This window comes from Gephyromycinifex aptenodytis (genome assembly GCF_012277275.1).
Lineage (GTDB): Bacteria > Actinomycetota > Actinomycetes > Actinomycetales > Dermatophilaceae > Gephyromycinifex > Gephyromycinifex aptenodytis.
In genome coordinates, this window is the sequence record NZ_CP051155.1 from 3,435,122 (window position 1) to 3,449,783 (window position 14,662).

Annotated in this window: 9 protein-coding genes and 3 rRNA genes; all 12 read left to right on the forward strand. The window is 62.8% G+C overall.

What is annotated here, in order from left to right; genetic code table 11:
• Positions 1-17: 17 nt before the first annotated feature.
• The 12 genes from argC (at position 18) to rrf (ending at position 14,655) form a co-directional block, all read left to right on the forward strand.
• Positions 18-1,073, forward strand: coding sequence for an N-acetyl-gamma-glutamyl-phosphate reductase (argC, locus tag G9V96_RS14855; RefSeq protein ID WP_168583735.1), 1,056 nt, complete (start codon positions 18-20; stop codon positions 1,071-1,073).
• On the forward strand, positions 1,070-1,519 hold the full coding sequence (locus G9V96_RS14860; RefSeq protein WP_168583736.1) for an ACT domain-containing protein: 450 nt from the start codon (positions 1,070-1,072) through the stop codon (positions 1,517-1,519). Before argC ends, G9V96_RS14860 begins: the two co-directional genes overlap by 4 nt.
• A complete protein-coding gene (gene argJ / locus G9V96_RS14865; RefSeq protein WP_168583737.1) occupies positions 1,516-2,667 on the forward strand; it encodes a bifunctional glutamate N-acetyltransferase/amino-acid acetyltransferase ArgJ in 1,152 nt (383 codons plus the stop codon). The genes G9V96_RS14860 and argJ overlap by 4 nt, the downstream gene beginning before the upstream one ends.
• A complete protein-coding gene (gene argB, locus G9V96_RS14870; RefSeq protein WP_168583738.1) occupies positions 2,664-3,653 on the forward strand; it encodes an acetylglutamate kinase in 990 nt (329 codons plus the stop codon). The genes argJ and argB overlap by 4 nt, the downstream gene beginning before the upstream one ends.
• Positions 3,650-4,885: an acetylornithine transaminase gene (locus G9V96_RS14875; protein WP_168583739.1), complete on the forward strand. Its 1,236-nt coding sequence runs from the start codon at positions 3,650-3,652 to the stop codon at positions 4,883-4,885. The genes argB and G9V96_RS14875 overlap by 4 nt, the downstream gene beginning before the upstream one ends.
• Positions 4,885-5,418: an arginine repressor gene (locus G9V96_RS14880; protein ID WP_168583740.1), complete on the forward strand. Its 534-nt coding sequence runs from the start codon at positions 4,885-4,887 to the stop codon at positions 5,416-5,418. The genes G9V96_RS14875 and G9V96_RS14880 overlap by 1 nt, the downstream gene beginning before the upstream one ends.
• On the forward strand, positions 5,411-6,850 hold the full coding sequence (argH, locus tag G9V96_RS14885) for an argininosuccinate lyase (RefSeq protein WP_210424424.1): 1,440 nt from the start codon (positions 5,411-5,413) through the stop codon (positions 6,848-6,850). Before G9V96_RS14880 ends, argH begins: the two co-directional genes overlap by 8 nt.
• A complete protein-coding gene (locus tag G9V96_RS14890) occupies positions 6,843-7,499 on the forward strand; it encodes a DNA-3-methyladenine glycosylase (protein WP_168583742.1) in 657 nt (218 codons plus the stop codon). Before argH ends, G9V96_RS14890 begins: the two co-directional genes overlap by 8 nt.
• A gap of 56 nt (positions 7,500-7,555) precedes the next feature.
• Positions 7,556-8,866 (forward strand): tyrosine--tRNA ligase, encoded by a 1,311-nt coding sequence (gene tyrS, locus G9V96_RS14895; protein WP_168583743.1) that lies wholly within the window; start codon positions 7,556-7,558, stop codon positions 8,864-8,866.
• Positions 8,867-9,396: 530 nt separating this feature from the next.
• Positions 9,397-10,917: ribosomal RNA gene (locus G9V96_RS14900) — 16S ribosomal RNA — on the forward strand.
• 344 nt (positions 10,918-11,261) lie between these two features.
• Positions 11,262-14,366 (forward strand): 23S ribosomal RNA (locus G9V96_RS14905).
• 172 nt (positions 14,367-14,538) lie between these two features.
• A 5S ribosomal RNA gene (gene rrf, locus G9V96_RS14910) occupies positions 14,539-14,655 on the forward strand.
• Together the 16S, 23S and 5S rRNA genes form the textbook arrangement of a ribosomal RNA operon.
• The last annotated feature ends 7 nt before the right edge of the window (positions 14,656-14,662 follow it).

A 14,662-nucleotide genomic window follows, 5' to 3' on the forward strand; every position in this document is an offset into this window, starting at 1 on the left:
TCTGTATAGTCATGCGCATGACATTGGCTGCAGTCGCGGGCGCCAGTGGGTATGCCGGAGGAGAGATCCTGCGCATTCTGCTATCCCACCCGCAGATCGAGATCGGCGCCTTGTGTGCCGCTGGGAGCGCAGGCAGTGCGCTTGCCGAACACCATCCGCACTTATTCCCGCTGGGCGACCGGGTTCTGCGTCCGACGAACGCCCAGGAACTCGCCGGTCACGACCTCGTCTTTCTGGCGCTGCCGCACGGCGCCTCTGCGGCATTGGCCGCCGAGCTGGGCGAGGATGCCCTCCTCATCGACTGCGGCGCTGACTTTCGCCTGCGTGATCCCCAGGCGTGGGCGCAGTTCTATGACACCCCGTACGCGGGCAGTTGGCCCTATGGCCTGCCCGAACTCATCAGCCGCGACGGTGTCAAAGCACGCGAGCAACTCGCCGGTGCCACTCGCATCGCGGTACCGGGTTGCTACCCCAGCGCGGTGTCGTTGGCGTTGGCGCCGGGTCTGGCTGCCGGTGTGCTCCAGCCGCGCGACATCGTCGTGGTGGCGGCAAGCGGCACCTCCGGGGCTGGTAAATCCCTGAAACCACATCTGCTGGGCGCAGAGGTCATGGGCGCGATGAGCCCCTACGGCGTGGGCGGGACGCACCGGCACACCCCCGAGATCACCCAGAACCTCAGCGGCGCCGCCGGTACCGGCGTGAGCCTGTCCTTCACCCCGACGTTGGCCCCGATGCCCCGCGGCATCCTGGCCACCTGCACCGCTCGTCTGGCTGAATCAGTCGAGCTCGTGGACGCCGCGCGGAGCGTGCGCGACGCCTACGAAAAGGCCTACGCCGACGAGCCGTTCGTGACTGTGTTGGGGCCGGATCGCTGGCCGTGCACGGGGGATGTCTTGGGCTCCAATCAAGTGCATCTGGGCATCGCCGTCGATGCGACTGTCGGGCGGGTCATCGTGGTCGCCGCTATCGACAACCTCACCAAGGGCACGGCCGGGGCCGCGGTGCAGTGCGCCAACCTCGCCCTGGGCCTTCCCGAAACGACCGGACTACCGATGACTGGAGTGTCACCGTGAATCTGCCCGCTGCACAACGTAGTTGGAACTTGCGTCTACATCCGGAGCAGTTGGCCTTCGCCAAGCTGCCCCCCGGCAGTGAGGTGCCGGACTGGGCTCGAGCCGCCCGCCACCCGATCACCACCGTCTCCTGGAGCCAGAACGAGACCTCGGTGTTGGCGCCGGTGGCTGCGGTCCCCAGCGATGTGGACCGCTTCGGTCCCTGGCAGGCCTTCGAGGTGGAAGGCCATATCGACTTCCTGCTCACCGGTGTGCTCAGCGGCATCATCGCGCCGCTGGCTTCCAGCCAGATCGCCGTGACCACCCTGTCCACCTATCAGACCGACTGGATTCTCGTGCCCGCCGAACAGGCCGAGCAGGCCGTCAACGTGTGGCGCTACCACGGTCACGTCGTGACCGTCCTGCCCGCGAGTGACGCGGCGCCATCGCAGGAGGAGCAGGGATGAGTGTCACCGCGCCGTCGGGCTTTCGCGCAGCCGGGGTCACCGCAGGCCTGAAAGCCTCGGGGCGACCTGACGTAGCTCTGGTGGTCAACGACGGCCCCGACCATCACGGTGCCGCGGTGTTCACCAGCAACCGGGTGCAGGCCGCCCCGGTTACCTGGTCGCGTCAGGTCGTCGCGGATCAGCGGGTCGATGCGGTCGTACTGAACTCCGGTGGGGCCAACGCCTGCACCGGCCCGCAGGGCTTCCGGGACACCCACACCACGGCCGAACATGTCGCCCAGCAGTTGCAGATCTCAGCCGGTGACGTCTTCGTATGCTCCACCGGGCTCATCGGTGAACTGCTCCCGATGCAGCGCCTGCTGGCGGGCGTCGATCAAGCCGTCGCCGCCCTGGCCGACACCGGTGGGGCTGCGGCAGCCGAAGCGATCCTGACCACCGACACCGTCACCAAACAGGCTTGTGCCTCCGGGGCCGGCTGGACGGTCGGCGGTATGGCCAAGGGTGCAGGGATGCTCGCTCCGGCACTGGCCACCATGCTCGTCGTGCTCACCACGGACGCGGTGGTCGACCCGCAGGATCTGGACGCGGCGCTACGCAGCGCCTGCGCGCTCACCTTCGAGCGCATCGACTCCGACGGATGCATGTCCACCAACGACACGGTGGTGGCGCTGGCCTCCGGCGCCTCCGGGGTGGCGGTGAGCCGGGCCGAGCTGAGGGAGTGCTTGACGCAGGTCTGCGCCGAACTCGCCCGGGCTCTGATAGCGGATGCGGAGGGTGCACAACACGACATCGAGATCGCGGTGCTGGGGGCAGCCAGCGAAGCCGACGCGCTGCAGGTGGGCCGGGCCATCGCCGGCAACAACCTGTTCAAGTGCGCGATCTTCGGCGGCGACCCCAACTGGGGTCGCATCGTGGCCGCTGTCGGCACGACACAAGCCCACTTTGATCCGCAGACCTTGGACGTGAGCATCAACGGAGTGCAGGTCTGCCGGGCCACCGGGGTGGGCCAGGACCGAGAACTGGTCGACCTGAGACCCCGGCAGGTCCAGATAGAGGTGGACCTGAACGCAGGTCAGCACAGCGCCACGGTGTGGACCAACGACCTCACCCACGATTACGTTCACGAGAACTCGGCGTACAGCTCATGAATGCCCAAGACCTGGAGCAGCGCGTCATCGCAGCCCGCCGGCATCTGCGTACGTTGCGGGACCGCACCGGCTTGCAGAGCGCCGCAGCCAAAGCGGGCACCCTGGTGGAGGCGCTGCCGTGGCTGGAGCAGTTCAAGGGCGCGCTCGTCGTCGTCAAGTACGGCGGTAACGCCATGATCGATGAGGAACTCAAACAAGCCTTCGCCCAAGACATCGCTTTCCTGCGCTATGCGGGACTGCGTCCGGTCGTGGTTCATGGGGGCGGCCCGCAGATCGCCCGCATGCTGCAGCGGTTGGGGATGCAGAGCGAGTTCAAGGGCGGACTCCGGGTGACCACACCTGAGGTGATGGATGTCGTGCGCATGGTGCTGACCGGGCAGGTCGGGCGCGAGCTGGTGGGACTGCTCAACCAACACGGGCCCATCGCCGTCGGCCTGTCAGGGGAGGACGGACATCTTTTCGGCGCCCGGAAGCGTCCGGCCATCGTCGACGGCGAAGCGGTGGACATCGGCCTGGTCGGCGACGTCGTCACCGTCAATCCCTCAGCGGTACAGGACATCCTGGCCGCCGGACGGATCCCGGTGGTCTCCACTGTGGCCCCCGACCTGGACCGGGAAGCTCAAGTGCTCAACGTCAACGCCGACACTGCCGCCTCGGCTTTGGCGGTGAGTCTGCGGGCGCAGAAACTGGTCGTCCTGACCGACGTGCCAGGTATTTACGCCAACTGGCCAGATCGGGATTCGCTGCTTTCGCAGCTGGATGTCGACGAGGCCGAGGAACTGTTGCGCCGGGTCGATGCCGGGATGGTCCCCAAGATCGAGGCCTGCGTTCGGGCCATTCGGGGCGGGGTCCCGCGAGCGCACGTCGTGGACGGGCGGACCGCGCATTCCCTGCTGTTGGAGGTCTTCACCGACGAGGGGATCGGCACGATGATCCTGCCGGCCCAGGACGAGGACGACCCCGCGTCCATGGAGGGTCTGTCATGAACCAGGAGGCGCACCCGCACGCCGGACTCGTCGGGCCCGCCGGGCGGGCCGAGGATCTGCTCGACCGCTACAGCCGGTCCTACCTGCAAGTTTTCGGACGCCCCCAGCGGGTGTTGGAACGCGGTCAGGGCGTGCGGGTGTGGGACGTGCAGGGTCGGGAGTACCTGGACCTGCTCGCAGGTATCGCCGTCAACGCCCTGGGGCACTCCCACCCCGACCTGGTCGCGGCCATCGCCGAGCAGGCCGGGCAGCTTATTCACACCTCGAATTTCTTCACCACACCCACCCAGGTTGCCCTCGCGGAACGACTGCTCGGGATGGCAGGCGCCCCGGCCGGTTCGGCGGTGCTGTTTGTCAACTCCGGGGCCGAAGCCATCGAGGCCGCGATCAAACTGGGGCGGCGCACCGGGCGCCCGGGGATCATCACCGCGCAGGGCGCTTTCCACGGGCGCACTACCGGGGCGCTCGCGCTCACCGCCAAGGCCGCGTATCGAGAGCCGTTCGAACCTCTCTTGCCCGGGATCAATCGGGTGCCATTCGGCGATGAGGCTGCCCTGCGCGCCGCGCTCGACGATCAGGTGGGGGCGGTGATCCTCGAACCGATCCAAGGCGAGGGCGGCGTCGTGCCGGCCCCGCCCGGATATCTACAGAGCGCTCGCGAGCTCACCCGGGAGCACGGGGCGCTCCTGGTCCTCGATGAGATTCAGACCGGGATCGGGCGAACGGGAACCTGGTTCGCCTTCCAGCAGGCGGGCATCACCCCCGATGCGATCACGCTGGCCAAGGGGTTGGGCGGCGGGTTCCCGATCGGTGCGCTCATCACGTTCGGTCCCGAGGTCTCCGGGCTGCTCTCGGCGGGGCAGCACGGAACGACCTTCGGGGGTAACCCGCTGGCCTGCGCCGCCGGGTTAGCCGTGCTCGAGGTCATCGAACGTGACGGGCTGCTGGGTGCGGCCCGAACCGTCGGGCAGGCCTTCACCCAGGCGGTGGCGGCGCTGCAGGATCCCCGGATCACCGGGGTGCGGGGCGAGGGGCTGCTCATCGGCATCGGGCTCGCCGGGCCGTGGGCCCCTCACGTGGCGACCGCAGCACTGGATCGGGGCTTCATCGTCAACGCTGTTCGCGAGGACACCATCCGCTTGGCGCCACCGTTGATCGTTCAGGAGGACGACATGACCTCGTTTGCGTTGGCATTACCCACGCTGCTCGATTCGATCGGGGGTGATGGGTGATGGTGGTCGCACAGTCCCGAAACGCCCGCCACCAACGGATCGTCGACATCCTCGGGCGCACTGCGGTGCGTTCGCAGGCCGAACTTCTGGACCTGCTGGCCGCCGACGGGTATGACGTGACGCAGGCGACCCTGTCCCGTGACCTGGTCGAGCTCGGGGCGGTCAAGGTGCGCGATGGGCGCAGCCTGGTCTACGCAGTTCCCGGGGAAGGCGGTGACACCACTCCCCGAGTGGCGCCAGAACCGGCCGAGGTCGACGCCAAACTTCGCCGGCTGTGCGAGGAACTGCTGGTGACGGCAGAGTTCTCGGGCAACATCGCCGTTCTGCGCACTCCGCCCGGCGCCGCCAATTATCTGGCGGCGGCGATCGACAAGGGTGAGGTTGCGCTAAGGCAGGGAATCATCGGTACCGTCGCGGGTGACGACACACTCCTTGTCATCTCCGCGGACCCCGCGGGTGGGGAGGCGGTGGCCATGCGCCTGCTCGCACTTGCAGCAGGTTCCAGCGAGGGGAAGGACCCCAACAGTGAGTGATGCATCCGCAACCTCGGCCGCCCTCTGGGGCGGGCGGTTCAGCGGAGCTCCCGACGAGGCGCTCGCCGCATTGTCCAAGAGCACCCATTTCGATTGGCGGCTCGCGCCGTACGACCTGGCCGGATCCCGCGCTCACGCGCGGGTGCTGCACTCGGCCGGGATCCTGGACGACGCGACCTTGGAGACGATGCTGGAGGGGCTGCGTCAGCTCGGCGCGGACGTCCAGAGCGGGGCGTTCACCCCGGCCGAAGGCGATGAGGACGTGCATACGGCTCTGGAACGCGGGCTCATGGAGCGTGTCGGTCCCGATGTCGGCGGCAGGTTGCGCGCCGGCCGTTCGCGCAACGACCAAGTGGCGACCCTGTTCCGGATGTACCTGCGCGACCACGCGCGGATCGTGGCAGGGCTGCTTCTGGACGTCGTCGATGCCCTGATCGAGCAGGCGGACGCGCACGAGGGCGTGGCCATGCCGGGGCGGACCCATCTCCAGCACGCCCAGCCAGTGCTTCTGGCCCATCACCTGCTCGCTCACGCGTGGCCGCTGTTGCGTGACGTGGAGCGCTTGCGTGACTGGGATCAGCGGGTGGCCGTCTCGCCGTACGGCTCGGGGGCGCTGGCAGGTAGCTCCCTGGGACTCGATCCGGAGGCTGTCGCCTCCGACCTGGGGTTCGATGGGGCCGTGGAGAACTCGATCGACGGGACCGCCAGTCGCGACTTCGTGGCGGAGTTCGCTTTCGTCGCAGCGATGGCCGCGGTCGACATCTCGCGGTTGGCTGAAGAGGTCATCGCCTGGGCGACGAAGGAGTTCGGCTTCGTCACGCTGCACGACTCCTACTCCACCGGCTCCAGCATCATGCCGCAGAAGAAGAACCCCGATGTTGCCGAGTTGGCCCGGGGTAAGGCCGGCCGGCTCATCGGCGATCTGACCGGTTTGATGGCCACCCTGAAGGCGTTGCCGTTGGCGTACAACCGCGACCTGCAGGAAGACAAGGAACCGGTCTTCGACGCCATCGACACCCTGGCCGTCCTGTTGCCGGCCTTCTCGGGCATGGTGGCCACCTTGAAGTTCCACCCCGAGCGGATGGCAGAGCTGGCCCCGCAAGGCTTCTCCCTCGCCACCGACGTGGCGGAGTGGCTGGTGCGGCAGGGAGTTCCCTTCCGGGTGGCGCACGAGGTCGCGGGCGCGTGTGTGCGTGCCTGCGAGGAGCGCGGCATCGAGTTGTGGGACCTCTCGGACGAAGACTTCGCTGCGATTTCCGAGCACCTCACCCCCAGCGTGCGAGAAGTGCTCTCGGTGCAAGGGTCGCTGGCGTCACGCGACGGTAAGGGTGGCACGGCTCCGGTTCGGGTGGCCGAGCAGTTGTTCTCGGCCCGTCAGGTCAGCGCCTGGCAGCGGGATTGGACGAAGCGTCCGCTGACCATTCGTGACTGACTGGGAACAGGCGCCAAGGCTCACCTCGGACTTCTTCAACCGTCCAGTGCTTGAGGTGGCCCCGGAACTGCTCGGGGCCACCCTCAGCCACGCCGGCGTCACGCTACGACTCACCGAGGTCGAGGCCTACGACGGTGACCAAGACCCCGGTTCGCATGCCTTTCGCGGGCGCACGCAACGGACTGCGGTGATGTTCGGTCCCGCTGGGGGGCTGTATGTCTACTTCACCTACGGCATGCACTACTGCGCCAACCTGGTCTGCGGGCCGCAGGGGAGCGCCTCGGCGGTGTTGCTGCGCGCCGGGGAAGTGCTCGCGGGCGAGCAGGTGGCGCGGGCTCGCCGGGCTGGGACCAAAGACCCGGAGACGCTGGCCTTCCGGGATCTGGCACGGGGACCCGCGCGGCTCACCGAGGCGTTGGGGGTGCACCGAGCCCACAACGGAATGGACACCACCGATGCAGACAGCCCCATGATCGTGCGGGCTGCGGCGCATCCGGTGGGCCAGATCATCCAGGGACCCCGGGTAGGCGTCTCCGGTGAAGGCGGAGACGGGCAGCGTTTCCCGTGGCGGTTCTGGCTGCAGGGGGAGGCGAGCGTCTCCGTGTACCGTCCCGCGGTGCGGCGCGCCCGCCCGCCCAAACAGGCATAAGGCAGACTTGCGCCAGGTGGGCGCGGCGTCCACCCACAACAACGAAAGGACACATCGTGAGCACTGTGCTCGACGAGCTGACATGGCGGGGGCTGGTGGCGCAGACCACCGATGAGGATGCCCTGCGTGAGGCGCTCGAGAGCGGACCTCTCACGGTGTATTGCGGCTTCGATCCCACGGCGCCCAGCCTGCACTTCGGCAACCTCGTTCAGCTCATTCTGTTGCGCCACCTGCGCCGGGCAGGACATCGCGTCATCGGGCTGGTCGGTGGCTCGACCGGGTTGATCGGCGACCCGCGCCCCTCCAGTGAGCGCACGCTGAAGTCCAAGGAGCAGACGGCGGCCGACGTGGAGCGCATCGCCGCCCAGGTCCGCAAAGTACTCAGCGAAGAGGCGGGGGAGCCGCCCACCTTCGTGAACAACCTGGACTGGACCGAGCCGATCAGTGCGCTGGACTTCCTGCGCGACTACGGCAAGCACTTCCGGGTCAACCAGATGATCAAGAAGGACGCGGTCGCTGCCCGGTTGAACTCCGAACAGGGGATCAGCTACACCGAATTCAGCTACCAGATCCTGCAGGCGCTGGACTACCTGCACCTGTACCGCGAGCACGGCTGCACCCTGCAGACCGGTGGCGCCGATCAGTGGGGCAACCTCACCGCCGGGGTGGACCTGGTGCACCGGATGGAGGGCGCCTCAGTGCATGCGCTCACGACGCCGTTGTTGACCGACGCGTCGGGGCAGAAGTTCGGCAAGTCCCTGGGCAACAGCGTCTGGCTGGACCCCTCGATGACCTCGCCGTATGCCTTCTACCAGTACTTCCTCAACATCGAGGACGCCTCGGTGGTGAAGCTGCTGAAGGTCTTCACCGATCGAACGCGCGAGGAGATCGAGGAGCTGGAACGGCAGGTGCAGGACGAGCCGTTCCGGCGCGCCGCGCAGCGAACTCTGGCCAGTGACATCACGACCTTCGTGCACGGTGCGCAGGCGACCGCCGCAGTCCAGGCGGCCTCGGAAGCCTTGTTCGGTAAGGGGGATCTATCCGGTCTGGACGCCGCGACGTTGCGCGATGCCACGGCCGAATTGCCCGGTGGTAGTGCCGAACCCGGAACCAGCTACGTCGACGCTCTGGTGAGCGCGGGTCTGGCCGAATCGCGTAAGGCCGCGCGGCGCACTCTCGGGGAGGGGGGCGCCTCGCTGAACAATGAGCGGATTGCCGACCCTGAAGGTGTCTTGAGTGAGGCCGACTTCTTGCACGACAGCGTGGCCATACTCAAGCGGGGCCGCAAGAACTTGGCTGCGCTGCACCGCGCCACGGGTCTCGAGCAGTCCGCCACCGCGGCGACGCAGCAGCAGGCACGGCAGTAAGCGGGTACTCGTGGTCGCCGGAGGGTTGTCGATGCACCGGCGAGTCACACCGCTGGGCCGGCTGCCCAGGTGGCCACAGCATGAACGGCCCGGACGCCCCAGTGGCTCCGGGCCGCTGTTTTGGCCCGAACATGCCTCTGACCAGGCGATTTGTGTTTAACCAGCGCTTTACCTAGAGTTCTCAACGTTCGCCCGACAGGGAGGAACGGACGCGGCGGTGGTTACGACCACAGCCCGAGCGGCCGGTCCCACGGGAAACCAATCCAAGGCTCTTCACTTCGAAGAAACCGCGGGTTGCGCCGGGAAGATCATCCTGGTAACGTTGATCCCCGGTCACACGGACAACATCACTAAGGTGATGAAAACCGAGATCGAGCTTCAGCAAGACAAACCACCGATTCTGACTCTGAGAAATCAGATGATATGTTCGGTGTGTAACCGATACTTGAGAACTCAACAGCGTGCCAAAAATCGATGCCAATTGTTTGTTGGTTTAACGTCAATGTGATGTTTTGCCAGATTTGAATTCTTTTATGGAGAGTTTGATCCTGGCTCAGGACGAACGCTGGCGGCGTGCTTAACACATGCAAGTCGAACGATGAAGGCAAGCTTGCTTGCTGGATTAGTGGCGAACGGGTGAGTAACACGTGAGCAACCTACCCTTCACTTCAGAATAAGCCTGGGAAACTGGGTCTAATACTGGATATGATCTCCTGCTGCATGGTGGGGGATTAAAAGTTTTTCGGTGAGGGATGGGCTCGCGGCCTATCAGCTTGTTGGTGAGGTAGTGGCTCACCAAGGCGACGACGGGTAGCCGGCCTGAGAGGGTGACCGGCCACACTGGGACTGAGACACGGCCCAGACTCCTACGGGAGGCAGCAGTGGGGAATATTGCACAATGGGCGAAAGCCTGATGCAGCGACGCCGCGTGAGGGATTAAGGCCTTCGGGTTGTAAACCTCTTTCATCGCCGAAGAAGCGAAAGTGACGGTAGGCGGAGAAGAAGCACCGGCTAACTACGTGCCAGCAGCCGCGGTAATACGTAGGGTGCGAGCGTTGTCCGGAATTATTGGGCGTAAAGAGCTTGTAGGCGGTTTGTCGCGTCTGCTGTGAAAATTCGGGGCTTAACTCCGGACGTGCAGTGGGTACGGGCAGACTAGAGTGTGGTAGGGGAGACTGGAATTCCTGGTGTAGCGGTGAAATGCGCAGATATCAGGAGGAACACCGATGGCGAAGGCAGGTCTCTGGGCCATAACTGACGCTGAGAAGCGAAAGCATGGGGAGCGAACAGGATTAGATACCCTGGTAGTCCATGCCGTAAACGTTGGGCGCTAGGTGTGGGGCTCTATTCACGAGTTCTGTGCCGCAGCTAACGCATTAAGCGCCCCGCCTGGGGAGTACGGCCGCAAGGCTAAAACTCAAAGGAATTGACGGGGGCCCGCACAAGCGGCGGAGCATGCGGATTAATTCGATGCAACGCGAAGAACCTTACCAAGGCTTGACATACACCGGAAAAGTGCAGAGATGTGCTCCCCGCAAGGTCGGTGTACAGGTGGTGCATGGTTGTCGTCAGCTCGTGTCGTGAGATGTTGGGTTAAGTCCCGCAACGAGCGCAACCCTTATTCTATGTTGCCAGCACGTAATGGTGGGGACTCATGGGAGACTGCCGGGGTCAACTCGGAGGAAGGTGGGGACGACGTCAAATCATCATGCCCCTTATGTCTTGGGCTTCACGCATGCTACAATGGCCGGTACAGAGTGCTGCGATGTCGTAAGGCGGAGCGAATCACTAAAAGCCGGTCTCAGTTCGGATTGGGGTCTGCAACTCGACCCCATGAAGTCGGAGTCGCTAGTAATCGCAGATCAGCAACGCTGCGGTGAATACGTTCCCGGGCCTTGTACACACCGCCCGTCAAGTCACGAAAGTTGGTAACACCCGAAGCCGGTGGCCTAACCCCTTGTGGGAGGGAGCTGTCGAAGGTGGGACTGGCGATTGGGACTAAGTCGTAACAAGGTAGCCGTACCGGAAGGTGCGGCTGGATCACCTCCTTTCTAAGGAGCATCAACCGAATGGTTGCACCTTTTATGTCACTCGTTTGTGGTGACTGGGGTGTTGCTCATGGGTGGATCATCGATTATTTGGCTTCTGCTGGTTCGCATGTCTACGAGTACGGCTGGCTGCATCTTTTGGGTGTGGTTGGTGTGGAAAGTGTGTGTGGTCTGGTGGGGGTCTGGCACGTTGTTGGGTCCTGAGGGATCGGCTGCACGCTTTTGTGGTGTGTGTCTGGTTTACTCTGGTTGTCCCTTTCTGCTTCGGCGTTCCTGTTTGGGTGCGTTGGGGTGGTTGTGGGTTGGTGTTTTGAGAACTATACAGTGGACGCGAGCATCTTTGTTGTGGTCAAGTTTTTAAGGGCGCACGGTGGATGCCTTGGCACCAGGAACCGATGAAGGACGTAGGAATCTGCGATAAGCCTCGGGGAGTCGATAACCAGACTGTGATCCGAGGATTTCCGAATGGGGAAACCCGGCTGGAGTCATGTCCAGTCACCCACACCTGAATATATAGGGTGTGTGGAGGGAACGTGGGGAAGTGAAACATCTCAGTACCCACAGGAAGAGAAAACAAAAGTGATTCCGTGAGTAGTGGCGAGCGAAAATGGATCAGGCTAAACCGCATGCATGTTAAAGCTGGTAGGCGTTGTGTGTGTGGGGTTGTGGGAGCGTGTGTCGGGAGCTACTGATCCCGAACGGAGTAAGAAATTCGTGCTGTAGCCGAAGGGTCTGGAAAGGCCCGGCATAGAGGGTGTAACCCCCGTAGGCGAAACAGTGTGAACTCCGATGCGTTTTCCCGAGTAGCACGGGGCCCGAGAAATCCTGTGTGAATCTGGCGGGACCACCCGCTAAGCCTAAATATTCCCTGGTGACCGATAGCGGACAAGTACCGTGAGGGAATGGTGAAAAGTACCCCGGGAGGGGAGTGAAATAGATCCTGAAACCGTGTGCCTACAATCCGTCGGAGCCTTTAGGGGTGACGGCGTGCCTTTTGAAGAATGAGCCTGCGAGTTAGTGCTCCGTGGCGAGGTTAACCCGTGTGGGGTAGCCGTAGCGAAAGCGAGTCCTAATAGGGCGTTTGAGTCGCGGGGTCTAGACCCGAAGCGGAGTGATCTACCCATGGCCAGGTTGAAGCGACGGTAAGACGTCGTGGAGGACCGAACCCACTTAGGTTGAAAACTGAGGGGATGAGCTGTGGGTAGGGGTGAAAGGCCAATCAAACTCCGTGATAGCTGGTTCTCCCCGAAATGCATTTAGGTGCAGCGTCACGTGTTTCTTGCCGGAGGTAGAGCTACTGGATGACTGATGGGCCTTACCAGGTTACTGACGTCAGCCAAACTCCGAATGCCGGTAAGTGAGAGCGTGGCAGTGAGACTGCGGGGGATAAGCTTCGTAGTCGAGAGGGAAACAGCCCAGATCATCAGCTAAGGTCCCTAAGCGTGTGCTAAGTGGAAAAGGATGTGGAGTTGCGATGACAACCAGGAGGTTGGCTTAGAAGCAGCCACCCTTGAAAGAGTGCGTAATAGCTCACTGGTCAAGTGATTCCGCGCCGACAATGTAGCGGGGCTCAAGCACACCACCGAAGCTATGGCATTGACATATTTCCCTCCTTTATTGGCAGGGGTGTTGATGGGTAGGGGAGCGTCGTGTGGCGAGTGAAGCGCCGGAGTGATCCAGGCGTGGACGCCACACGAGTGAGAATGCAGGCATGAGTAGCGAATGACGGGTGCGAAACCCGTCCGCCGAATGACCAAGGGTTCCAGGGTCAAGCTAATCTGCCCTGGGTAAGTCGGGACCTAAGGCGAGGCCGACAGGCGTAGTCGATGGACAACGGGTTGATATTCCCGTACCGGCTGCACACCGCCCATACTGAATCAGGGGATGCTAAACATCTGAAGCGTTTCGTTTCTGGTCTTTGATCAGTTTCGTTTCGTGGAGTGTGTGACCCGATCTTGTAGTAGGTAAGCGATGGAGTGACGCAGGAAGGTAGCCTCCGCGTGGCGATGGTTGTCCACGTCCAAGCATGTAGGGAGTCTTCTAGGTAAATCCGGAAGGCATATATCCTGAGATGTGATGGTGACCCCGTATGGGGGAAGCAGGGTGATCCTATGCTGCCGAGAAAAACTTCTAGCCAGGGGTGTGGCCGCCCGTACCCAAAACCGACTCAGGTGGTCAGGTAGAGAATACTAAGGCGATCGAGTGAATCGTGGTTAAGGAATTCGGCAAAATGCCCCCGTAACTTAGGGAGAAGGGGGGCCCGAACCTTGAAACCCTTACGGGTTAGGGGTGAGGGTCGCAGAGACCAGGGAGAAGCGACTGTTTACTAAAAACACAGGTCCGTGCGAAGAAGTAATTCGATGTATACGGACTGACGCCTGCCCGGTGCTGGAACGTTAAGGGGACCGGTTAGTCCACTTGTGGGCGAAGCTGAGAACTTAAGCGCCAGTAAACGGCGGTGGTAACTATAACCATCCTAAGGTAGCGAAATTCCTTGTCGGGTAAGTTCCGACCTGCACGAATGGCGTAACGACTTCTCCACTGTCTCAACCACGAACTCGGCGAAATTGCATTACGAGTAAAGATGCTCGTTACGCGCAGAAGGACGGAAAGACCCCGGGACCTTTACTACAGCTTGGTATTGGTGTTCGGTACGACTTGTGTAGGATAGGTGGGAGACTGTGAAGCTCATGCGCCAGCATGGGTGGAGTCAACGTTGAAATACCACTCTGGTCGTTCTGGATGTCTAACTTCGATCCGTGATCCGGATCAGGGACAGTGCCTGGTGGGTAGTTTAACTGGGGCGGTTGCCTCCTAAAGAGTAACGGAGGCGCCCAAAGGTTCCCTCAGCCTGGTTGGCAATCAGGTTTTGAGTGTAAGTGCACAAGGGAGCTTGACTGTGAGACAGACATGTCGAGCAGGGACGAAAGTCGGGACTAGTGATCCGGCCGTGGTTTGTGGAAACGCGGTCGCTCAACGGATAAAAGGTACCCCGGGGATAACAGGCTGATCTTGCCCAAGAGTCCATATCGACGGCATGGTTTGGCACCTCGATGTCGGCTCGTCGCATCCTGGGGCTGGAGTAGGTCCCAAGGGTTGGGCTGTTCGCCCATTAAAGCGGTACGCGAGCTGGGTTTAGAACGTCGTGAGACAGTTCGGTCCCTATCCTCTGCGCGCGCAGGAAACTTGAGAAGGCCTGTCCCTAGTACGAGAGGACCGGGATGGACGAACCTCTGGTGTGTCAGTTGTACTGCCAAGTGCACCGCTGATTAGCTACGTTCGGGAGTGATAACCGCTGAAAGCATCTAAGCGGGAAGCACGCTTCAAGATGAGGTTTCCATGCCCCTTGTGGGTGAGAGGCTCCCAGCTAGACTACTGGGTTGATAGGCCAGATGTGGAAGCACAGCAATGTGTGAAGCTGACTGGTACTAATAGGCCGATAACTTGACTACAACGATGATGTTCTGCGTCCACTGTATGGTTCCCGACACACCAGCCCGGGAATCAACTAAGCAACACCAGCACTGACCGTGCCAGGTGTCCCACCCCCCAACAACGGGAGGTCGGATACTGCGGCGTCGGGAAGGGTGCAGGGGTGTTGTGGCTGGTATAAGTCGATAGAGTTACGGCGGCCATAGCGAGAGGGAAACGCCCGGTTCCATTCCGAACCCGGAAGCTAAGCCTCTCAGCGCCGATGGTACTGCACTGGGGACGGTGTGGGAGAGTAGGACACCGCCGGACAACTTTT